Below are 21,654 nucleotides of genomic sequence, written 5' to 3' on the forward strand. Positions count from 1 at the left end.
CCAGGCGCGGTGCGGCAAGACGGGCGTCTGCCGCCGCGACTCGGTACGAAATCAACGAGAACCAGTGTGCTCCATTAAGCTAAAGTTTGCGAACATCCTCTCTAAAAAGGTGAACTCGCTAGGCTTTTTTGGGTTTGTTGACGATGATGATGCCGCCACAGACCAACAGCAGGGCAACGATGACGGTAACGGGGCTCGTGCCAGCGCCCTCGCCGAGCAGCAGCGCGCTCAGCACCACACCAAAGACGGGGTTCATAAACCCAAAGACCGAGACGCGGCTGACGGGGTTGACGGCAAGCAGGCGCGACCACAGCGAGTACGCGACGGCGGAAATGAGTGCCATATAAATGATGAGCGCGATGGCGGGGGCGATTTCGGTGGGGGACAACGTGCCGCCCATCAAAAACCCGATGGCGGTAAGGACCACGCCACCGACTAAAAACTGCCACCCGGCAAGCAAGACGCCGTCGTGCTCGCGCGAGAAGATGCCGATCAGGCAGGTCGATAGGGCGCCTGCAACAGTGGAAGCCAAGATAAAGCCCTCGCCGTCGAGCGTAAAGCCAAAGGTGCCGTCCGCGCCCGAAAGGTTGACGAGCGCGACGCCGGCAAAGCCCAGCGCACAGCCAAGCACCTTGGCCGTATTGAGCTTCTCGGTGTGAAATGCCAGGACGGCAAAGAGGATTGCGAGGAAGTTGGCGCTGGCCTCGATGATGGAGCTCGACATGGCGCTGGCGCGCGAGAGGCCCAGATAGAAAAAGAAGTACTGCCCGATAGTCTGGAAGAGCGACAAGACAAAGATGGGCTTGATGTCGCGCGCTTGCGGTATGAGGGGGCGGCGTTGGGCCGCGCTCATCCCAACGATAACCAGGGCGCCGGCAAGCGTAAAGCGTAAACCTGCAAAGAGCAGCTGCGAAGCGCTATCGTGCGCTGGGATGCCAAAGAGTGCGTAGCCGATCTTGATGCAGGGAAAGGCCGATCCCCAGAGTGCGCAGCAAACAGGACAGCCCAGGATGAGTCCGGGCAGGGTGGCGAGATACGGCTTGTGGCTTTCCATGATGTCCTTCCTACATGCGCGAAGTAAAAAAGAACCCGCCACCGGATGTGTCGGTGGCGGGTGTTGTTACCCGAAGGGATTGTACCTGATGGGAAAGGCTTAAGCGAAGTAGGCCACGCCGCTCTCAAAGATCGGCATGAACTTATCGCCGGGGACATGCTCGGGCACGTTGCGGTACAGGTTGTCGCCGCGACGCTCGGCATGGCCCATCTTGCCCAGGATGCGGCCGTCGGGGCTCGTGATGCCCTCGATGGCGAGTGCGGAGCCGTTGGGGTTGACGGAGAGATCCATGCTGGGCTTGCCGTTCTCGCCCACGTACTGCGTGGCGACCTGGCCGTTGGCGATCAGTTGGGTGAGCACTTCGTCATTGGCGACAAAGCGGCCCTCGCCGTGGCTGATGGCGACGGTGTAGGGGTCGTCCAGGCTGCACTGCGACAGCCACGGGGACAGGTTGGACGAGATGCGGGTGCGCACCAGACGGCTCTGATGACGACCGATGGTGTTGAACGTCAACGTGGGCGCATCGGGCGTGGCGTCGACGATGTCGCCATAGGGCACCAGACCGAGCTTGACCAGGGCCTGGAAGCCGTTGCAGATGCCCAGCATCAGGCCGTCGCGGGCCTTGAGCAGGTCGCGAACTGCCTCGGTGACCTCGGGAGCGCGGAAGAACGCCGTGATGAACTTGGCGGAGCCATCGGGCTCGTCGCCGCCCGAGAAGCCGCCGGGGATCATGACGATCTGGCTTGCACGGATGCGGCGGGCAAGCTCGTGGGTGCTCTCGGCGACGGCCTCGGGCGTGAGGTTGTTGATCACGAAGGTGTCGGCTTCGGCACCGGCTGCGCGGAAGGCACGTGCGCTGTCGTACTCACAGTTGTTGCCGGGGAACACGGGGATGATCACGCGCGGACGGGCGATCTTGGCGCCGCTGTACACGTGGATGTCCTTGGCACGGAAGTCGATGGTCTCGACCTCGGGGGTCTCGTCGGCGCTGCGGTAGGCAAAGACGCCCTCGATGCCGCTCTCCCAGGCCTCCTGGAGCTCGGAGAGCTCGATGACCTCGGAGCCGGTGTCGATGACATAGCCCTCGACGGTGGTGCCCAGGGGCTCGACGACAACGCCGTCGGCGACCTCGGGCAGCTCGGCATCCTCGGCGAGCTCGACGATAAAGCTGCCGTAGAGCGGGGTGAAGAGGCTCTCTACGTCTACATCATCGGCAAGCTCGATGCCGATCTGGTTACCGACGCACATCTTAAAGAGGCTCTCGGCGCCGCAGCCGTAGCCGGGCGTGGAGATGGCCAGGGCGTTGCCGGTAGCAGTGAGCGCCTCGACGACGTCAAACGCGGCGAGCAGCTGCTGGGCGTCGGGGCGGTAGTCTTCGCCATAGGTGGCGGGGGCGATGCGGACGACGCGGTGCGTGAGGCCCTTGAACTCGGGTGAGACGGCGCGGGCGGCCTTGCCCACGGCGACGGCGAAGCTGATCAGGGTCGGCGGAACGTTGAGCTCGCCGGCCTCGTCCTCAAACGAGCCGCTCATGGAGTCCTTGCCACCGATGGCGCCGGCACCCAGGTCGACTTGGGCCATGAGGGCGCCCAAGACGGCTGCCGTGGGCTTGCCCCAGCGCTCGGCCTCGGTGCGCAGACGCTCGAAGTACTCCTGGAAGGAGAGATAGGCGCGCTTGTGCTCAAAGCCGGCAGCCACGAGCTTGGCGATGGACTCGACCACGGACAGGTAGGCGCCCGCAAACTGGTCGGCCTCCATCAGATAGGGGTTGAAGCCCCATGCCATGGCACTCGCCGTGGTGGTCTCGCCGTCCACGGGGAACTTGGCGACCATGGCCGAGCTGGGGGTGAGCTGCGTCTTGCCGCCAAAGGGCATGAGCACGGTCGCGGCGCCGATGGTGGAGTCGAAGCGCTCGGAAAGGCCCTTGTTGGAAGCGACGTTGAGGTCGGTGACAAGCGAGGTCATGCGCTCGGCAAGCGTGGTGCCGGCCCAGCTGGGCTGCCACACGCTGCGGGCGCATACGTGGGCGATCTGGTGCTTGGGCGCGCCGTTGGAGTTGAGGAACTCGCGGGATAGGTCGACGATGGCGACACCGTTCCAGGCCATGCGCATGCGCGGCTCGGCGGTAACCTCGGCGATAACGGTCGCCTCGAGGTTCTCCTCGGCGGCGTAGCCCATGAACTCCTCGACGTCACCGTCGGCGACGGCGCAGGCCATACGCTCCTGGGACTCGGAGATAGCGAGCTCGGTGCCGTCCAGGCCGTCGTACTTCTTGGTCACGGTATCAAGGTCGACATACAGGCCGTCGGCAAGCTCGCCCACGGCGACCGAGACACCGCCGGCGCCAAAGTCGTTGCAGCGCTTGATCAGACGGCAGGCATCGCCGCGGCGGAACAGGCGCTGCAGCTTGCGCTCGACCGGGGCGTTGCCCTTCTGGACCTCGGCACCCGAGGTCTCGATGGACTCGGTGTTCTGGGTCTTGGAGGAGCCGGTGGCGCCACCGATGCCATCGCGGCCGGTGCGGCCGCCCAGCAGGATGATCTTGTCGGTGGGGGCGGGGCACTCGCGACGAACGTGGTTTGCCGGGGTAGCGCCCACGACGGCGCCAACCTCCATGCGCTTGGCCACGTAACCGGGGTGATAGAGTTCGTTGACCTGACCGGTGGCAAGGCCGATCTGGTTGCCGTAGCTGGAGTAGCCGGCGGCGGCAGTGGTCACGAGCTTGCGCTGCGGCAGCTTGCCCTCGAGCGTCTCGGAAACCGGGACGGTGGGGTCGCCGGCACCGGTGACGCGCATGGCCTGATACACATAGCTGCGGCCCGAGAGCGGGTCACGGATAGCGCCGCCCACGCAGGTGGCGGCACCGCCGAAGGGCTCGATCTCAGTCGGGTGGTTATGGGTCTCGTTCTTAAAGAGGAACAGCCAGTCCTGGTCCTCGCCATCGACATCGACCTTCACCTTGACGGTGCAGGCGTTGATCTCCTCGGATTCGTCGACATCGGTCATGACGCCGGTCTTCTTAAGGTACTTGGCGCCGATGGTGCCCATGTCCATGAGGCAGACGGGCTTGGCGTCGCGGCCGAGCTCGTGGCGCATCTCCATGTAGCGGTCGAAGGCTTGCTGCACCACGGCGTCGTCGATCGTTACGTCGTCCAGGACGGTGCCGAAGGTGGTGTGGCGGCAGTGGTCGGACCAGTAGGTGTCGATCACGCGGATCTCGGTGATGGTGGGGTCGCGGTCCTCATCGCGGAAGTACTGCTGGCAGAAGGCGATGTCCGCCTCGTCCATGGCAAGGCCGCGCTCGGAAATAAAGGCGGCAAGGCCGGCCTCGTCGAGCTCACGGAAACCGTTGAGCACCTCGACGGGCTGGGGCTCGGGGGTCTCCATGTACAGCGTCTCGGGCAGGTCGAGCGAGGCGATGCGCGCCTCGACGGGGTTTACCACGTAGTGCTTGATGGCATCGATGGCGGCCTCGTCCAGAGCGCCCGAGATCATATAGACCTTGGCGGAGCGCACGGCGGGGCGCTCGCCCTGGCTGATGAGCTGCACGCACTCGCTGGCGGAGTCGGCGCGCTGGTCAAACTGGCCAGGCAGGAATTCGACGGCAAAGACGGCGCCATCGCTTGCGGGGAGCTCGTCGTAGGTCACATCGACCTGGGGCTCGCTAAAGACGGTCGGCACGCAGGAGCGGAAAAGCTCCTCGTCGATGCCCTCGACGTCGTAGCGGTTGATGATCCTCAGGGCCTCGATGCCCTTGATGCCGAGAATTTCGGTCAGCTCGCCCTTGAGCTGCTGAGCCTCGACGTCGAACCCGGGTTTCTTCTCCACGTAGATACGAGAGACCATTGGTTCCTGCCTTCCTGATCGGTTGGGCGTACGGTACGGTATGCGGCAGCGGTCGGTTTACGGGACAAGCCTCGCGGTCGCCTTGAGCCACATGTTTGTAAACCTCACTATGATACGACAGCTCGCGGCGCGTTGAGGACGGCGAGGGTGCTACAGTGAAGCGCAAACAAGAGAAAGGCATCACATGGCATTCGTTTCGCTCGCCATCATCGCACTCGTGGCCTTTGCGAGTCCTTTTATCGCCTCGGCGATTCCCGGAAAACCCGTTCCCGAGACGGTCTTTTTGCTCGTGCTCGGCGCGGTGCTGGGACCCCATATGCTCGGCGTCATCCATGTAGATGCTGAGGTCTCGCTTGTGTCCGAGCTGGGCCTGGCCTTTTTGTTCCTGCTTGCCGGCTTTGAGATCGACCCCAAGAGCATCACGGGCGTCGAGGGGCGCTACGGCTTGGCGACGTGGGCCGTCACGTTTGGTATCGCCTGGCTTGCCGTGCGCTTTACCCCGTGGTTCTCGGTTAGTCATTTCGACGGTATCGCCGTGACGCTTGCCCTCACTTCGACGGCGCTCGGCACGCTCGTGCCCATCATGCGTGAGCGCTCGCTCACTGGCACGCGTGTGGGCGACTCGATTCTCGCGTATGGCACTTGGGGCGAGCTCGGCCCTGTGCTCGCCATGTCGGTGCTGCTGTCTGCCCGCACTGGCATCCAAACGCTCGTAATCCTTGGCTTGTTTGCGGTGGTTTGCGTGTTGCTGGCCGTGGTCCCAAGTCGCTCCAAGCGCGTCGGCAGCCGCTTCTTTGCGTTTGTCGAGGAACGCGCCGATACCACGTCGCAGACCTTCGTGCGCCTGACGGTGCTCATCCTGGTCACACTCGTGGCGTTCTCGGCCGTCTTTGATCTCGACATCGTGTTGGGTTCTTTTGCCGCCGGCTTTGTCTTGCGCTACATCATCCCCGAGGGCAACCATACGCTCGAGACCAAGCTCGACGGCCTGACCTACGGCTTTTTGATTCCGGTGTTCTTTACTGTATCGGGCGCAAAGATCGACCTGACGGCCGTGGCGTCGCGCCCCGGGCTGCTCGCAGGCTTTATCGTGGCGTTGCTGATCATTCGCGCCGTGCCCATTCTCATCTCTATGAGCATTTGTCCTGCGACGCGCGATGTGTCGGCGTATGGTCGCATTACCGTGGCCCTGTACTGCACCACGGCCCTGCCGATCATCGTTGCCGTGACGAGTGTTGCCGTCAACGCGGGCGCGCTGTCGCAAGATATTGCGTCGGTCATGGTTGCCGCCGGTGCCATCACAGTGTTCTTGATGCCATTGCTCGCGCAGCTCTTCTACCGCGTGGTCGACGCCGCGCCGGTCGCCGCCGTGGCAGAGGTTGCCGAGCATCCATCCGATGCGTTCGACATCCTGCGTGCCCATCACGATTTGGCGAGCCTGCTCGCACGCGAGCACGAGCTGCTGACCTCGCATGGTCACGGTCGCGTATTCGAGGGCCTGCCTACGCTCGATACGATTGCCGAGCGTCTTTCCGCCGAGGCGGCGAGCGGCCACATCGATGCCCGCATCGTGGATGCGGCACATCTTCTTGCCGATAAGACCTATGGAGACGAGGTCGACCCGTCCGAGCTGACTCCGCGCGAGCGTCGCCGCCTGGAGCGCGCCAAGCTCGCCGTGCGCGAGTACCGCCGCCGCATGCTGGAGCTCTATGCAAGAGAGGAAGCCGAGGACGACGACAAGTAGCGAGGCGGCCCTTCGGAGAGACCGGGGACGGATGAAGCCCCTGGCGGAAAGTACATCCCGGTTTGAAGGCTCGGAATGGGGCACGTTTTCCGGAACAAGGCCCTTTGGGAAGTGCATCCCGGAATAGACGCTCAGAGCGGGACACAGTTTCCGCGAGAAGCCCGTTGCGGAAAGCGCACCCCATTCTGAGCCGAAAATCTGGGATGCAGTTTCCTTTTCGAACAGAAGAAGGCGCACTGCCTGCTATTGATGCAGGACGCGCGCCTCTTGCATAAAGCTCTGCTGAGGTTTGAAATTAGCTCGCTATGTAAATAAGGAAACCTTAATTCCCAATACTTCAAATTCTGAAATTAGACAATGCATTTCTTGAGTCTTAATTGCAAATATCGGATTAATTCGAAATAATGAAAGACGATTAAGCTATTTGATTTCAAAGGGGCGATGAAGCGATGGCGTACAAGACGCTCGAAAAACTCTTTTATGCAGATTCAAGCTCCGATCGTTATGCTTGCCATGACGAGCTACTGCGCGAGCGCCTTACTGCCGACGGCACGGTGCGGACTGGAATTCACCTTGAGCATGGTGAACTGTTCGCTTGTGTTCCTTTGAACCTGTCCGTTGCTAGCGAGCGGATTCTCAGAAAAGAGCGAAAGATTTCCAACCTGTGGAACAGCTTGCCTTATGTGGCTTTGGGGGCCTCGATTCGTTCGCTGGTGCTTGAGGAGGTTGTTTTCAGCAACGAAATGGAGGGTGTGCACAGCACACGGCGCCAGATTGAAGCGGCGCTGGAGTCTGCGGAGGATGCCGCGGCCGAACTTTGCGGTGCCGCCGAAAAGGAGCACACTCCTTTTATTGAATTCGCTCGCCTCTACCTTCAGCTGGTGGATGGTTCAAGTCGTCCCGGCAAACCCGAGGATATCCGCGAGATTTTCGATGCCGTCACTAAGGGCGTGCTTGACCCGAAGGACCGTCCGGATGGCAAGATGTTCCGCTTGGGTCCCGTTGTGATTGAGAACAGTCGGGGCAAGATTCTCCATCAGGGTGTTTCCTCGGAGCCCGAAATCATTGACCTCCTTGGCAAGATGATAGAGTTGAGCAATCGCGAAGATGTCCCAAGCCTCTATGCAGCCTCAATCTGCCATTTTCTCTTTGAGTATATTCACCCCTTCTATGACGGTAACGGGAGAACGGGGAGATATCTTCTCGCGTTGAGCCTGAACGAGACGTTGTCGCAGCCTACGGTGTTGTCGCTCTCCAGGACGATTGCTGAGAATAAAACCGCATATTACAAGGCGTTTGACGTGGTGGAGAGGCCCCTTAACGGTAGCGAGGCTACTCCGTTTGTTGCAATGATTCTTGATTTGGTCGAGCAAGCGCAAGATGCCGTTCTGAGCGATTTGGCCGAAAAGCGCGTACAACTCGATGATCTCAAGCGGGCGATCGATGAGCTCGACGATACGTTTACCGAAAGGGCAAAAGATATTCTGTTTTATGCGGCACAGATGCATATCTTCGGTGCCTTTGGCGAATCTACGCTTGATGGTGTGTCGGGCTATCTCGATGTGAAAAAACCGACAGCGAGTAGGTCATTGTCGAGCCTAATCGCTGCCGGATATTTAGAAAAGGTGTCCGCAAGGCCGCTCGTGTGCAAGATGACGGTGGCGGGACTTAATCTGCTCGGGCTAGAGTGAATATCGGTTATCAGACAAATGAACACTCCGAGCGCTTGCCCGCCATTCCTCCATGGTGTGAAATCGCTCTTATCCCATTGAGGCGCCTTTGAGGTCGCCAATGGACTGTTGCGGCAAGCGGTGAAAGCTATGATTCAATTTCGTTTGACACGTACGCCAGGAGTTCATCGTCTAAGGCCTTCAGAGAGTTCTTGATTTCCCGCCTGCGCTCGCGAGCCTGTTCGATTTTTGCATCACATTCTCGTTTTGCCTTGAATTCGAACGGGCTGAAAAAGGAACGTCTGCTCTTAAGCTCTCGAAGTTCGTTCCCCAGCCGGTCAAATTCATCTTCGAGCGCTTGTTTTTGCGTCTTTTTAACAGGATTATCTAACCAGTATTTGGCTTGGAGCTCTGCTTCTTTTTCAGCGCGCTCACGTTCCTTCTTCTTCTCGGGGTCGTATTCGTCACGCTTTGCCATGTCCTTTTCTAACTGTTCTCTCCGAAGCTGCTTTGCCTCATCGCTAAGGAAAAAGCCGTCGTTTGTTATTTGTTCGCTGGAGTGTCCGTAGTATCCGTAGTATCGGCGATTTGTTCGAACTTTGATACATAGCTCCTCGAGACTGCACAATATGCCCCAGCATCTTAAGAGCATCTCGTCTGTGGCAGTACCTTGTTTAGTGACTTTATTGTCAAAGAGGTCGATAGCTAAGCGAGCCGCTTTTATGCAACTATCGTACGCATCTATGCATAGATCAAAAGCTTCTTTTTCGTTGTCATAGTCGAAATCATCTGTCGCGTAGTAATCAAATACACGGACCTTGTTCCACCGTTCCGACCATGTGGAGCAGCCGTTGACCGCAGACTTTAGGATCGTGATTGCAGCATTGTAATACATTGATGAAATGTTGCGCGCTGCAAGACCGGAAAGGTCTTCGGTAAGGGCGCCGAGGAGATCTTCGATATTCTCGGGTATCTCGGCACTCTCCCCCTGCTCTTTGCTGAGCCTCTTTACGGCAGCCGTTTGTAATTCGCACACGGCCTCTATATTTTTCCATTGGAGTTCACGCGACTGTAGGTGACGAATGAGCCCCGATTGAATTAACTCTAGATTCTTCGCATTCGGTAGATTTGCAAGTTCCTGGCAGAAATAGTCTATCTCAGAGTTTGCGATAGCTCGCAAATGCTCAATGAAACCTATCGCTATGTTTAGCGCGGTGTTTATCTCATCAAAATCTGATGGGGCTCGATTTAGCAGCTTTAGCATATTAATGCATGCTGCATTTGATTCCGACAAGCGATCGCTGACAAACGTGAGCTGCCAGTCTATCGCTTTTGCCTTTATTGACCATGCCTCGGCGTTCTTAAGATCAATCTCGAGGGCCATGGAGGCATATTTCTCAGCATCAGCGTTGTTACCGGCTTTTTGAGCGGTTCTGGCCAAGGCGAGATATCGATCGACATCTTCAGTGCGGTCTGTTTTCACTGTGCCTTCGACTTGGACAACACCTTCGACCATCATTTTCTTTGCGGTTTCAAGCGTATATTTCATTCCACAGCTTTGACAGACGAAAAAGTCTCCATCCTTGATAATCTCTGTGCTACCGCAGAGCTCGCATTGTAGCGCTTTCATTTCGATTGCTCCATTTCATACCCCTTGCTGTTCATTTCCCGTATTAGTTTCTGCTTTATCTCAAAAACGTCTTCCTTGTAAGGGAGATATAAGATGCCGTTTATATCGGACGGTTTTTCTATTGGTGGGTCGGCTTCTTTGAGAAGGATCGCGGTCCTAGACCTGCCGAATTTCATCAGTAGCATCCCAAGCTCCAAAACTACGTTCTGGCGAGCTCTTGGCTGCGGTCGATCCTGTTTATTCTTTGGATAGCCTATATCGTCCGGGGTCATAAGTACTATCCCGAAATTAGCGCAAGGGATGTATTCCATTAGTTGTTCGATTACTGTTCGGCCCCCTATAGGCTGATTATCGAGAAAAATAGGCTCTAGATTTAACTCTTCGAGAAGACGTTGGAGTTGGTTTCGTGCGGTTTTATCGTGGCCGTAAACAACGAAAACTTTGTTGTTTGGTTCATCAATGATTTCATCTTCGATGGCTTTTCGGACCTGATCAGCGTTATTTCCTTGACAAAAGAAGCCGCCGCTGTCGTAGACATATACGGCTGTTCCACTCTCGAGCTTTATTCGATAGCCAATAGTTTTGTATCTCCGGGTCGTTTTTACTGGAATTTCTTTTGAAATAAGAAGCGAGATTAATTTATCCTTATCGATCATTAGCTGTCCTTGCTTGCTTTAACCAGTGCTGCTCTTTGCCTTATCAACGAAGTCATGCGCAATATTTTCGAGTTCGCGCCTTCGATATCGTTTGATTCGATTGATTGCGATAGATCACGAAGTGCGCTCGATATTTCGTCTTCAACTTGAGCGCTTGTTTCACAACTGGCGGGGTCGGCAAGGCTTGAAGTTTCCAAGAGGCTGGTCATTGATGCACGCAACTCTGAAGGTGATTCATCTAGAAGCAGTCTTAGCTGAAGTTCAAGGTTCTGCATGGATTGCGATTTGCTTGAAACTTGGTTTTCAACAGTAGATGCGTGAGATTCGGAAGCGCCTGTTGCGAAGAGCGTGGCTGTCGCAGCGCTTGCTAGCAGAAAACTGAGAATTGGAATTGCTGGAAGCGCCTCTGTTTTTAACGCGGACCCTAGCATGCCTAACAACAATTGGACTGTAAACGATACGCCAATAACAAGTATCTTTGAGATACCAAATATCTTAAGATTCTTTTGGGGTCCAAATAACAAGGTTGAAACCACCAGGGCGAGCATGACCAAAGAGAATGCGCTCTCAATCCAAAAGGTAGTTGAGGGTCCAAATAAAAGTACGGCCACGCTTTCGATAACTATGAAGAGGGCTACGGGGATTGCTGCAATATATGCCTGCGTGTTCTTCATTATGACCTCCGCGCTCCGCATTCGGGACAGAACTTCTCGGTTCCAGAGAAGCGATATCCACACTCGGAACAGAACTTTGCAGCACTTTGCTGCGAATTGGTATCCGTAGGGATGGGCTGCGTCGCAGACGTGCCAGTCGCTTGTGAGAGTGCATCGGTCATAACTGACCCCATGGTCCCGCCGACACCGGCCATTACGCCCAGGCCAATTCCCATGTTTGCGTATTCGCCAGTCGCTTCGTTTTGGGCCATCTTTTCGGCAACATCGAAGCTGCGTTCCTGTTGATAGGTATAGCCCTCGATTTGCCGTTTTTCTGCGCGTGCTTTTGCGGAGATTACGGTGCGCTGCGCCGCAGTTTCTTGTTCGATAATGCTGACCTGTTGTTTTATCTGTGCTTCGCGTACGTCGGCATATTGCTTGAAATGGAGGTCCTTAAACTTCTCGTATACCGGATCACCTTCGGGTTTGACGATGGCGGTGACCAGCATTTGCGTTAATGAGAGACCGTATGCGGCAAAGTCGGGAAGCAGCTTGTTCTTAAGCGAGTCGGATAACTCTTCAAGGTGTGCATCAAGTTCGAAAATGGAGAGTTTTTGTTCGGTAATTACTTGTGCAAGATGAGCTTTTATTCGAGTTTGCAGGAAAGCTTTGAAATAACTGATCAGCTTGTCCTGGGAGAGCAAAGCTTCGGTTCCAACAAGCTTGAGAAGGAGCCTGCGGGGCTCTTTTACAGCAAGAGCCATCTCTCCGGACGCCCCGAGCGAGAGCGGAAATCCACAAGTCGGTTCCATGAACTGAATCTTGGAATTGGTTCCCCAGCGGATGCCCATTTGCTCGATGAGGTTAACAAAGTAGACCTCTGAGTGAAACGGGCTGACACCACCGGTCGTTATCTTCGAAATGCCGTTCAGTAACGGCAGATTTTGAGTCTCAAGTTCATGCCTGCCTGGTCCAAACGAATCCAGGGCCTGTCCATTAAGGAAGAAAATTGCTTCTTGGGTCTCGTGAACAATGAGTTGCGAGCCCGTATTGAAGTCTTCTGAGGGGTGTTTCCAGATAAAAGTTTGGTTATTGCCCTCATATTTGATGACATCCGTGATGCTCATAGTCACCTTGTTTCCATGGTTAGTAATGTTGATTTGCTAAGATAGCCGTCGTTGCTACGACGGCAAAAGTGGTGCTGAGACCCAGGCGCAGGATGTCGCCGGGGTACAGCTGGGCGGGCGCTCCGGAGCTGATGTCGAGTTCGTTGTTGTCGGCTGTTCGAATCAGATGCGTGCCGTTGGTCGAACCGAGGTCTTGTGCGTACCAAGCATTGTTCTCGGCGAAGATACGGAGATGCCTGGCGGAGACATCCAGCCCAACATCGGTGACAGCGCCGTCTTCGAGTGCGAGCGCTCCGATGATGGAGCCCATGGCAGAAGGCTCAATGACATAAGGGCCGCCGATGACGAGTTCGTTATCGATCCTGATAAGGCCGATCGCATGTTCGGTGCCCGTTTGTTCTAAATCGCATGGACAGAAAGAAATACTTGAGGGGGTAAACGACCTGACATTCTCTGCGAATTCAAAGCGGTTCCTGATGTACGCGATAGCACGGGCCGGATCGCACCAACAGGCGGTCGAAACAACGAGCGCGATTGAGATAAGAGCCCTGTCATCTTTGTCTGGCTGGCAGCTGACGAGGCGCGAGGCGGCGTTCCGGTAAAGGAGCCCATTGCGCCCACAGGCACTGAGCGCTTGAGCCATCGCGTCAGTTGCTGCCGCAATCATGGTATAGATGTCGGCGTTCGAATACCCTTTTTCCTGTAGCTTGTGCAGGATTTGATTCGATGCGCGGGACCAGTCGGTAAAGTAGCGATCTTCTAGGGAGCCCGGCTGCGAGTGCACAATCGTGCGCGAAAGCCAGCTGGTGTCCTGTGCCATTTGGGCGGTAGGCTGTCCATTTGTTAACGGCAGATCGGATAGTAACAGTTCAGCAAGTGCGCGATGGCTCAGGGTAAATGAAGTCTTGAACAGGGAGAACATGACCTCGAGCGGTGTTTGCCGTCTTGGCATGATACTCTCCCTTCCTTGACCTTATTCGCTAAATAAAGGATAAGGGTGCCACTAGCCGATTTTACTGTGCAACAAATTGCACGTCGGCGAGCGGTCGTGCTGCCTGATGCGCTTGCTCCAGAATGAGAGCTGGTTATCTTAGGGGTGCTATACGGTCTCGTTTTGATTAGGATGGCATGACTCAACCGCCCTTCGGGAAACTGTGCCCCGGAATGGATAACCAGATTGGGATGTAGTTTCCGCAGTCCCGACCCGTTGCGGAAACGGTGTCCCAGAATCGGCGAAACGGGACGCAGTTTCCCTTACAAACAGAACAAGGCGCGCTGCCTGCGGTTGATGCAGACAGCGCGCCTTTTGCGTTGAGCTCCGTTGAGGTCCGAAATCGTGGCTTGCGACCTTTAAGAGCGGGCGGCTCCGTCGACGGGGAGCACGGCGCCCGTGACGTAGGAGGACATGTCGCTCGCCAGGAAAACAAAGGCGTTGGCGACATCCTCGGGCTCGCCCATGCGACCCAGCGGAATGGTGGCGACGATGGGCTTAATAACCTCTTCGGGCAGGTTGGCGACCATATCGGTCTTGGTTACGCCAGGCGCGACGGCGTTGACGCGGATGCCCATGGGGGCGAGCTCGCGCGAGAGCGACTGGACCATACCGTTGACGGCAAACTTGGACGTGGGATAGCCAACGCCGGAGGGCTGACCGTACTTGGCGACCATCGAACTCGTGGTGGTGATGGTGCCGCCATGACCTGCCTCGGTCATGATCTTGGCGGCTGCCTGGTGGCCATTAAAGACGGCGACGACGTTGAGGTCCATAACCTTAGCGAACTCCTCGGCCGTGTAGTCCAAAAGGGGTGAGCGCTGGGAGATGCCGGCATTGTTGACGACTGTATCCAAACCGCCCATATCGGCTGCAGCCTGGGTAAAGGCCTCGGTCACGGCCTCGAGCGAGGTGAGGTCGCAGGAGCGGCCCCAGACCTTGGCGTCGGGATAGGCGGCCGCCAACTTCTCAACGGCCGCGTCGGCAGTCTCCTGGCGTGAGCCAAAGACGGTGACGGCAGCGCCTTCCTCGATAAAACGGCAGGCGATCGCATAGCCGATACCGCGCGTGCCTCCGGTGATGATTGCTTTCTTGCTCTCGAGCAACATGGTGCTTCCTCTCATCGCGGGCGGACATACGCAGCTCAGCGTAGCGGTAGCCGGAATCGGCCGCGTTTGCATATCGGTGAACGGTAGCCCGCGTTACCGATGAGCGGCTCGCGCAAATATGCTCTGCCGTTGTGCTTACGGCAGGTGACAAAAGAGCTCCCGTCCTACATCGGACGGGAGCCCTCAAGGCGCGTATTGCTAGGCGAGCGTTGGGCTAGTTCGCCATAACGCCTTCGGTCCAGGCCTCAACGTCCTCGATGCGCAGGACGTTGGCGACCTCGGCCACGCAGTCGACGCTGGCAAGTTCGGCGGCGGCAGCCTGGACGTCCTTCTCGAGTGCGCGGTGCGTCAAGAAGATGACCGAGCAGGCATCGCTGACGCCCGACTTGCCGTCCTCGACCTGGTTGATGAGCGAGATCGAGATGTTGTGCTTGGCAAAGATGTCGACCGTCTCGGACAGGGCACCTACGCGGTCGGCGACCTTCAGGCGCACATAGTACTTGGTCTGGAGTTCGTCCATGGGCTTAAAGGCGAGGTTGTGACCGTAGGGCTCAATCTCGGGCAGCGGAGCCACGCCGCGGCTGATCTGCTCGGAGAGCGATAGGATATCGCCCACGACGGCGCTCGCGGTGGGGAAGGAGCCTGCGCCAGCGCCGTAGAACATGGTCTCGCCCACGGCGTCACCCACCACGTAGACGGCGTTCATGGCGCCGTTGACCTTGGCGAGCATATGGTCTGCCGGGATGAGCGTGGGATGCACGCGGACGTCGACGCCGGCGTCGGTGTTGCGTGCGATGCCCAGCAGCTTGATGGTGTAGCCGAGCTCGCGGGCCTGGGCGATGTCCTCGGCGCCGATGGTACGGATACCCTGTTGGTAGACATCGTCGGTGGTCACGCGGGTGCCAAAGCCGATGGAAGCGAGGATTGCCGTCTTGCTGGCGGCGTCGAAGCCGTCGACGTCGGCGGACGGGTCGGCCTCGGCATAGCCCTTGGCCTGCGCGTCGGCAAGCACATCGGCGTAATCGGCGCCCTCGGCGTCCATGCGCGACAGGATATAGTTGGTGGTACCGTTGAGAATGCCGGCGATGGTCAGGATCTTGTTGCCCACCAGGTCGTGCTCGAGCGTGCTGACAATGGGGATGCCACCGCCGCAGCTGGCCTCGCACTTAATCTGCACGCCGCACGCGCGCGCCTTCTCGGCGAGCGTCTCGACATGACGGCCCAGCAGGGCCTTGTTGGCAGAGACGACATGCTTGCCGTTCTCGAAGGCGGTGGTGAAGATTTCGGTCGCGGGGTGCTCGCCGCCGATGAGCTCGACGACGATATCGACGGCGGGGTCGGTGACGACGTCGTGCCAGTCGCTCGTAAAGGCCTCGCGCTCAATACCGGCGGCTTCGGCCTGCTCCCAGGCAAGCGCGCAGGCGCGGGTCAGCTTAAGGTCGATGCCGTAGGCTGCCAGGTACTCATCGTGGTGGCTCTTGATCAGACGGGCCACGCCGCCGCCGACGGTTCCCAGACCGATGAGGCCGACGTTCACGGTGCGCAGGGGTTCGCTCATAGATAGCTCCTTCGTGCATCTTATGGATGGATTAACCGCTTAAAGGTTGAGTGCATTCTAGCGTGAACCGAGGGCGCGTGCTCGCCAGGCAACAGGAGTCGCACAAAACGGCACCCCCGAAACGCTGCGGAAACATTGGAAACACGCTCGCTACAAACGAACTTCCGTAACAAACTGTCAACGTTTGCACCATAAGGTTTGCCCTGTGCGACTGGGGCATACAGGCGCTCGTCGGCGTGGAATGACGAGGGCCAGGTCGAAAAGCCTGCTACGGCCTATGTGATCCAGGACGGCAAGTACATCGCTTCCTAAGTGCGCATAAAGCACGACCGGTGAGGCTGTTTTATTCAGGGCAGGGACGCCTGTAACAGAATGGAAACATTACTTTTACATAATAAAGTGGCTAAACTGCATAAAGCAATGAAAATACGCAGGAATATGGATAAATGAACAAATCCAAAGAAAAGTTGAAATAATCGCCACTTTCCTTAACTAAAGCGTCTAGTATTTTGCGAACGCCGAACACGGCGAAGGATGGCCTGTCGGGTAACCGAAACCCGACGAGATTTGAGAGGAGAGCCGCATGTCGAGCCTCACCGGTAAGTCATTGAACCCTGTTATGAATCGCAGGAGCGTTATCGCGAGCGCAGCAGGTCTGGGGGCGATGTCCATTCTAGCTGGCTGCTCCTCCAACGGCGGCGACAGCGGTTCCGCGTCGGGCGACGCTTCGTTTAAGATCGGCACCATCGGCCCGCTGACCGGTGCCAACGCGTCCTACGGCAAGTCCGTTACACAAGCTGTCGAGCTTGGCTGCAAGGATTTCTCGACCAAGGAGCTGCCGCTTGTCAGCAAGGCCGAGGACGACCAGGCTGACGGCGAGAAGGCCGTCAACGCCTTCAACACCCTGCTCGACTGGGGCATGCAGGCCCTTGTCGGTCCGACCACCACGGGTGCGTCGGTCGCCGTTGCTGCTGAGTGCGGTAACGACCCCGAGACGTTCATGATTACCCCGTCCGCGTCCTCCGAGGACGTTACCAAGGGCAAGGATTGCGTCTTCCAGGTTTGCTTTACCGACCCCAACCAAGGTGTCAACGCTGCCAAGTTCCTGGCGCAGAAGTATGCGAACGAGAAGTTCGTGCTGTTCTATAACTCCGGCGACGCCTATTCTTCGGGCATCGCAGATTCCTTTAAGGCCCAGGCCGCTAAGTCTAAGCTTGAGATTGTCGACGAGGAGACCTTTAAGGACGACTCCGCCACGAGCTTTACCAACCAGCTGACCAAGGCCAAGCAGGCAGGCGCCACCATGATCTTTGCGCCGATCTACTACACGCCGGCGTCCGTCCTGCTCAAGAACGCCAAGGACATGGGCTACGACGTCAAGATGATGGGCTGCGACGGCATGGATGGCATCCTGGGCGTTGAGGGCTTCGACACCTCTCTTGCCGAGGGTCTGCTGCTCATGACCCCGTTTTCCGCCGACGACGAGAAGAACGCCGACTTCGTCAACGCTTACAAAGATAAGTACGGCGATACCCCCGACCAGTTTGCCGCCGACGCCTACGACGGCGTGCATGCTGTGGTCGAGGCTCTCAAGGAGGCCGGCCTGGGTGTCGACGCCGATCCCACCGAGGTTGCCGAGAAGCTTCCCGAGGCTATGCGCAACATTACTGTTGACGGCCTGACTGGCAAGCTCTCCTGGAACGACAAGGGCCAGGTCCAGAAGGAGCCCACGGCGTACGTCATCACCGATGGCAAGTACGTACAGGCCTAATTGGCCGCCTTACATAGAGCGGTTTTGATCCCAAGCAGGGGAGGTTTTGGCCTTCCCTGCTTGCTTGGTATCTAGGGACAGTGTAACGTCCCTGTTTCATACATTAACTGGAAACCTATTCGAAAGGGGGATGTGGAACATGACGGTCTTTATCCAATACCTGGTCAACGGCCTGTCCATGGGCAGCGTCTACGCCATCATCGCGTTGGGCTACACCATGGTCTACGGTATCGCCAAGATGCTCAACTTCGCTCACGGCGATGTCATCATGGTCGGTGCCTATGTCTCGTTCTGCGCCACGTCGTATCTCGGCCTCCCGGGCTGGGCATCTGTAGTTCTCTCTTGTGTGGCCTGCACGGTTCTCGGTGTTCTCATTGAGGGTCTGGCCTATAAGCCGCTGCGCCAAGCGGGCCCGCTGGCCGTTCTGATCACGGCCATCGGCGTGTCTTACTTCCTGCAGAACGCCGCGCAGCTTCTGTGGGGCGCCACGCCCAAGAACTTCACTTCGCTCGTCACCTTCCCGGTGCCGGAGTTCTTGGCCAAGTTTAACGTAAGCGCCGTCTCGCTCGTCACCATCGTCGCCTGCCTGGTTATCATGGCCGGCCTGATGTTCTTTACGGGTAAGACCAAGATGGGCAAGGCCATGCGCGCCGTGTCCGAGGACAAGGCCGCCGCTCAGCTCATGGGCATCAACGTCAACCGCACCATCTCGATGACGTTCGCCATCGGCTCCGCCCTCGCTGCCATCGCCGGCGTGCTCCTGTGCTCCTACTCGCCGGTCCTGCAGCCCACCACGGGCGCCATGCCTGGCATCAAGGCCTTCGACGCTGCCGTTTTCGGCGGCATCGGCTCCATCCCCGGCGCCTTTGTCGGCGGCATTCTCATCGGCATCATCGAGGCGATGGCGCAGGCTTATATTTCCACGAGCCTTGCCAACTCCATCGTCTTTGGTGTTTTGATCATCGTCCTGCTCGTCAAGCCTGCCGGCCTCTTGGGCAAGTACGTCCCCGAGAAGGTGTAGGTGAGCGTTATGAAGTTTCTTAAAGACAAGCAGACGCGTCACGACTTTGTCACGTACGCCATGTGCGTTGTGGCGTTCGCCATCGTGTTCTTTATGCAGTCCAACCACATGATCCCGCGCATGATCGCCGGTCAGCTGGTTCCCATCACGGCCTATATCGTCATGGCCATCTCCCTTAACCTCGTCGTCGGCATCGCGGGCGACTTGTCGCTGGGCCACGCGGGCTTTATGAGCGTCGGTGCCTATACAGGCATCGTCACTGCCGTCGCGCTGGAGAGCACCGTTCCGTCCGATCCGATGCGTCTGATCATCAGCATTGTGGTCGGCGCTATCGCCGCTGCCATCTTGGGCTTCTTGATCGGTATCCCGGTCCTGCGCCTGAGCGGCGACTATCTGGCCATCGTGACCCTGGCTTTTGGCGAGATTATCAAAGAGGTCGTCACCTGCCTCATTGTGGGCGTCGATTCCCGCGGCCTGCATGTGATCTTTAACATCACGGGCAACTCCACGATCGACGACCTGCACCTGCTCGAGGACGGCACCGCCATCATCAAGGGCGCGCAGGGCGCATCGGGCGTGTCGACCTATTCGACCTTCCTTGCCGGCGCCATCCTGGTTATGGTCGCGCTCGTGATTGTACTCAACCTGGTTCGCAGCCGTACCGGTCGTGCCATTATTGCCGTGCGCGACAACAAGATCGCTGCCGAGTCTGTGGGCATCTCCGTCACCCAGTACCGCATGATCGCCTTCGTGGTTTCCGCCGCTCTCGCCGGCGCTGCCGGAGCCCTCTTCGGCGGTAACTTCTCGCAACTTTCCGCTACCAAGTTCGACTTCAACACGTCGATTCTGATTCTGGTGTTCGTGGTCTTGGGCGGTCTGGGCAATATGCGCGGCTCCGTCATCGCAGCGGCATTGCTCACGGTGCTTCCCGAGCTGCTCCGTCAGTTCTCGGACTACCGCATGCTCATCTACGCCATCGTGTTGATCCTGGTCATGGTCTTTACTAACAACCCGCAGCTCAAGGCGTTCTTCGCACGCATTAAGGACCGCTTTGCTTCCAAGAAGGAGGTGGCAGCCGATGCCCAGTAAGTTTGAGTTCAACAAGGGCAAGATGGTTCCGTATCCTTCTGGCGCCATCGTTCCCGACCGCGACCTGGGCGAGCGCCCGGCACTCGAGTGCATCCACTTGGGCATTGAATTTGGCGGCCTTAAGGCAGTCGACGACTTTAGCCTGACCATCGGTAAGACCGAGATCGCCGGTCTGATCGGCCCCAACGGCGCTGGCAAGACCACGGTCTTCAACCTGCTCACCAAGGTGTACCAGCCCACGCACGGCACCATCCTGCTCGACGGCGAGGACACCTCGGGCAAGTCGGTCTATCAGGTCAACCGCATGGGCATTGCTCGTACCTTCCAGAACATTCGCCTGTTCAACACCATGACGGTGGAGGACAACGTCAAGGTCGGTCTGCACAATCAGGAGCGCTACTCCGGTTTTGAGGGCGTGCTGCGCCTGCCGACGTACTGGAAGCACGAGAAGGCTGCTCACGAGCGTGCCATGGAGCTGCTCTCCATCTTTGATATGGAGCATCTGGCAAACGAGCAGGCCGGATCGCTGCCTTATGGCGCTCAGCGTCGTCTGGAAATCGTCCGCGCGCTTGCCACCAACCCCAAGTTGCTGCTGCTCGACGAGCCTGCCGCCGGCATGAACCCGTCCGAGACCGCGGAGCTCATGGAGAACATCGTCAAGATTCGCGACACCTTTGGCATTGCCATCATGCTCATTGAGCACGACATGTCGCTCGTCATGAACATCTGCGAGGGCATCTGCGTGCTCAACTTTGGTAAGGTCATCGCCAAGGGCACGGCCGAGGAGATCCAGAACAACGACGCTGTTATCGAGGCGTATCTGGGCAAGCAGGATAAGGGGGAGAACTAAATGGCAGAGCCGATGCTTTCCGTCTACAACATCAACGTCTGGTACGGCGCCATCCACGCCATCAAGGACATCTCCTTTAGCGTCAACGAGGGCGAGATCGTGGCCCTGATTGGTGCCAACGGTGCTGGCAAGTCCACGACGCTTAAGACCGTCTCGGGCCTGCTGCGCTCCAAGACCGGCTCCATCAAGTTTATGGGCGAGGACATTACCCATACGCCCGCTGATAAGCTGGTTGGTAAGGGCCTGGCTCAGGTTCCCGAGGGTCGTCGCGCCTTTTTGCAGATGACGGTTGAGGAGAACCTGGAGATGGGCGCCTATACGCAGCCCAAGTCCACGGTGACTCCGGGCCTGGAGCGCGTCTACGAGCAGTTCCCGCGCCTGAAGGAACGTCGTCGCCAGGTCGCCGGTACCCTTTCAGGCGGCGAGCAGCAGATGCTCGTTATGGGGCGCGCCCTTATGAGTAACCCCAAACTGCTTATGCTCGACGAACCTTCCATGGGTCTGGCGCCGATTCTGATCGAACAGATCTTCCAGATTGTCGAGGACCTGCACAAGGCTGGCACCACGGTGCTTCTGGTCGAGCAAAACGCGCAGATGGCGCTTTCCATCGCCACACGCGGTTACGTGCTCGAGACCGGCAAGATCACCATGACCGGCACCGGCCAAGAGCTCCTGCACGACGACAACGTCCGCAAAGCCTACCTCGGAGGCTAACCCACCTAACAAAAGGGGCGCTGACTATCTCAGTCAGCGCCCCTTTTTAAGTTGCGGTGAAATAGGGACTGAATACGGGCTCCAGAGGCCAAAAGAGTCCCTATTCCACCGCAACTTCATGGGGATGTGTGACAATGCCCGTCGGAAAACATCTGCTGTCTTTGGGGGTCT

The 21,654-nt window shown here is 57.9% G+C and carries 16 protein-coding genes; 7 read left to right on the top strand and 9 right to left on the bottom strand.

The annotated features are described in order from the left end of the window. Window positions 1–118: 118 nt before the first annotated feature. Window positions 119–1,054: a DMT family transporter gene (locus AB5202_RS00690; protein WP_368143372.1), complete on the bottom strand. Its 936-nt coding sequence runs from the start codon at window positions 1,052–1,054 to the stop codon at window positions 119–121. A gap of 99 nt (window positions 1,055–1,153) precedes the next feature. Further along, a complete protein-coding gene (locus AB5202_RS00695) occupies window positions 1,154–4,900 on the bottom strand; it encodes a phosphoribosylformylglycinamidine synthase (RefSeq protein WP_368143371.1) in 3,747 nt (1,248 codons plus the stop codon). A 184-nt stretch (window positions 4,901–5,084) separates the two neighbouring features. Between AB5202_RS00695 and AB5202_RS00700 the strand changes: the two genes are divergently transcribed. Next, a complete protein-coding gene (locus AB5202_RS00700) occupies window positions 5,085–6,644 on the top strand; it encodes a cation:proton antiporter domain-containing protein (protein WP_368143370.1) in 1,560 nt (519 codons plus the stop codon). A gap of 449 nt (window positions 6,645–7,093) precedes the next feature. Next, entirely contained in the window at window positions 7,094–8,335 is a 1,242-nt protein-coding gene (locus AB5202_RS00705; protein WP_368143369.1) for a Fic family protein, read from the top strand. A gap of 127 nt (window positions 8,336–8,462) precedes the next feature. Here the strand turns inward: AB5202_RS00705 and AB5202_RS00710 are convergent, their stop codons facing one another. The 7 genes from AB5202_RS00710 to AB5202_RS00740 all read right to left on the bottom strand — a co-directional run bounded on the left by AB5202_RS00710 (window position 8,463) and on the right by AB5202_RS00740 (window position 16,038). Next, the gene (locus AB5202_RS00710) at window positions 8,463–9,944 is read right to left on the bottom strand and encodes a hypothetical protein (protein WP_368143368.1); all 1,482 of its coding nucleotides are present in this window, start codon (window positions 9,942–9,944) and stop codon (window positions 8,463–8,465) included. After that, a complete protein-coding gene (locus AB5202_RS00715) occupies window positions 9,941–10,600 on the bottom strand; it encodes a TIR domain-containing protein (protein WP_117774097.1) in 660 nt (219 codons plus the stop codon). Before AB5202_RS00715 ends, AB5202_RS00710 begins: the two co-directional genes overlap by 4 nt. Continuing rightward, window positions 10,600–11,274, bottom strand: coding sequence for a hypothetical protein (locus AB5202_RS00720; RefSeq protein WP_368143367.1), 675 nt, complete (start codon window positions 11,272–11,274; stop codon window positions 10,600–10,602). Before AB5202_RS00720 ends, AB5202_RS00715 begins: the two co-directional genes overlap by 1 nt. Continuing rightward, window positions 11,274–12,380: an SPFH domain-containing protein gene (locus tag AB5202_RS00725; RefSeq protein WP_368143366.1), complete on the bottom strand. Its 1,107-nt coding sequence runs from the start codon at window positions 12,378–12,380 to the stop codon at window positions 11,274–11,276. Before AB5202_RS00725 ends, AB5202_RS00720 begins: the two co-directional genes overlap by 1 nt. 19 nt (window positions 12,381–12,399) lie before the next feature. Beyond that, window positions 12,400–13,332 (bottom strand): FHA domain-containing protein, encoded by a 933-nt coding sequence (locus AB5202_RS00730; protein ID WP_368143365.1) that lies wholly within the window; start codon window positions 13,330–13,332, stop codon window positions 12,400–12,402. 398 nt (window positions 13,333–13,730) lie between these two features. Further along, window positions 13,731–14,480 (bottom strand): SDR family NAD(P)-dependent oxidoreductase, encoded by a 750-nt coding sequence (locus AB5202_RS00735; RefSeq protein ID WP_368143364.1) that lies wholly within the window; start codon window positions 14,478–14,480, stop codon window positions 13,731–13,733. Window positions 14,481–14,694: 214 nt separating this feature from the next. Further along, window positions 14,695–16,038, bottom strand: coding sequence for a homoserine dehydrogenase (locus AB5202_RS00740; RefSeq protein WP_117655181.1), 1,344 nt, complete (start codon window positions 16,036–16,038; stop codon window positions 14,695–14,697). Between the two features lie 583 nt (window positions 16,039–16,621). Here AB5202_RS00740 and AB5202_RS00745 point away from each other — a divergent pair. The 5 genes from AB5202_RS00745 (at window position 16,622) to AB5202_RS00765 (ending at window position 21,483) form a co-directional block, all read left to right on the top strand. Beyond that, window positions 16,622–17,809, top strand: coding sequence for an ABC transporter substrate-binding protein (locus tag AB5202_RS00745; protein ID WP_368143363.1), 1,188 nt, complete (start codon window positions 16,622–16,624; stop codon window positions 17,807–17,809). Between the two features lie 139 nt (window positions 17,810–17,948). Beyond that, a complete protein-coding gene (locus AB5202_RS00750; RefSeq protein WP_195568610.1) occupies window positions 17,949–18,830 on the top strand; it encodes a branched-chain amino acid ABC transporter permease in 882 nt (293 codons plus the stop codon). Between the two features lie 9 nt (window positions 18,831–18,839). Further along, entirely contained in the window at window positions 18,840–19,919 is a 1,080-nt protein-coding gene (locus tag AB5202_RS00755; RefSeq protein WP_006234440.1) for a branched-chain amino acid ABC transporter permease, read from the top strand. Then, window positions 19,909–20,769, top strand: a complete 861-nt coding sequence (locus tag AB5202_RS00760) for an ABC transporter ATP-binding protein (RefSeq protein ID WP_055287178.1) — start codon at window positions 19,909–19,911, stop codon at window positions 20,767–20,769. Before AB5202_RS00755 ends, AB5202_RS00760 begins: the two co-directional genes overlap by 11 nt. Continuing rightward, window positions 20,770–21,483, top strand: coding sequence for an ABC transporter ATP-binding protein (locus AB5202_RS00765; RefSeq protein WP_438265656.1), 714 nt, complete (start codon window positions 20,770–20,772; stop codon window positions 21,481–21,483). It begins immediately after the preceding gene. Window positions 21,484–21,654 lie beyond the last annotated feature (171 nt).

It is taken from the genome of Collinsella aerofaciens (assembly GCF_040915545.1).
GTDB lineage: Bacteria > Actinomycetota > Coriobacteriia > Coriobacteriales > Coriobacteriaceae > Collinsella > Collinsella aerofaciens_BE.

Coding starts and splice junctions, on each gene's coding strand:
- AB5202_RS00690 (WP_368143372.1), bottom strand. CDS start 1,054: ATGGAAAGCCACAAGCCGTATCTCGCCACCCTGCCCGGACTCATCCTG.
- AB5202_RS00695 (WP_368143371.1), bottom strand. CDS start 4,900: ATGGTCTCTCGTATCTACGTGGAGAAGAAACCCGGGTTCGACGTCGAG.
- AB5202_RS00700 (WP_368143370.1), top strand. CDS start 5,085: ATGGCATTCGTTTCGCTCGCCATCATCGCACTCGTGGCCTTTGCGAGT.
- AB5202_RS00705 (WP_368143369.1), top strand. CDS start 7,094: ATGGCGTACAAGACGCTCGAAAAACTCTTTTATGCAGATTCAAGCTCC.
- AB5202_RS00710 (WP_368143368.1), bottom strand. CDS start 9,944: ATGAAAGCGCTACAATGCGAGCTCTGCGGTAGCACAGAGATTATCAAG.
- AB5202_RS00715 (WP_117774097.1), bottom strand. CDS start 10,600: ATGATCGATAAGGATAAATTAATCTCGCTTCTTATTTCAAAAGAAATT.
- AB5202_RS00720 (WP_368143367.1), bottom strand. CDS start 11,274: ATGAAGAACACGCAGGCATATATTGCAGCAATCCCCGTAGCCCTCTTC.
- AB5202_RS00725 (WP_368143366.1), bottom strand. CDS start 12,380: ATGAGCATCACGGATGTCATCAAATATGAGGGCAATAACCAAACTTTT.
- AB5202_RS00730 (WP_368143365.1), bottom strand. CDS start 13,332: ATGCCAAGACGGCAAACACCGCTCGAGGTCATGTTCTCCCTGTTCAAG.
- AB5202_RS00735 (WP_368143364.1), bottom strand. CDS start 14,480: ATGTTGCTCGAGAGCAAGAAAGCAATCATCACCGGAGGCACGCGCGGT.
- AB5202_RS00740 (WP_117655181.1), bottom strand. CDS start 16,038: ATGAGCGAACCCCTGCGCACCGTGAACGTCGGCCTCATCGGTCTGGGA.
- AB5202_RS00745 (WP_368143363.1), top strand. CDS start 16,622: ATGTCGAGCCTCACCGGTAAGTCATTGAACCCTGTTATGAATCGCAGG.
- AB5202_RS00750 (WP_195568610.1), top strand. CDS start 17,949: ATGACGGTCTTTATCCAATACCTGGTCAACGGCCTGTCCATGGGCAGC.
- AB5202_RS00755 (WP_006234440.1), top strand. CDS start 18,840: ATGAAGTTTCTTAAAGACAAGCAGACGCGTCACGACTTTGTCACGTAC.
- AB5202_RS00760 (WP_055287178.1), top strand. CDS start 19,909: ATGCCCAGTAAGTTTGAGTTCAACAAGGGCAAGATGGTTCCGTATCCT.
- AB5202_RS00765 (WP_438265656.1), top strand. CDS start 20,770: ATGGCAGAGCCGATGCTTTCCGTCTACAACATCAACGTCTGGTACGGC.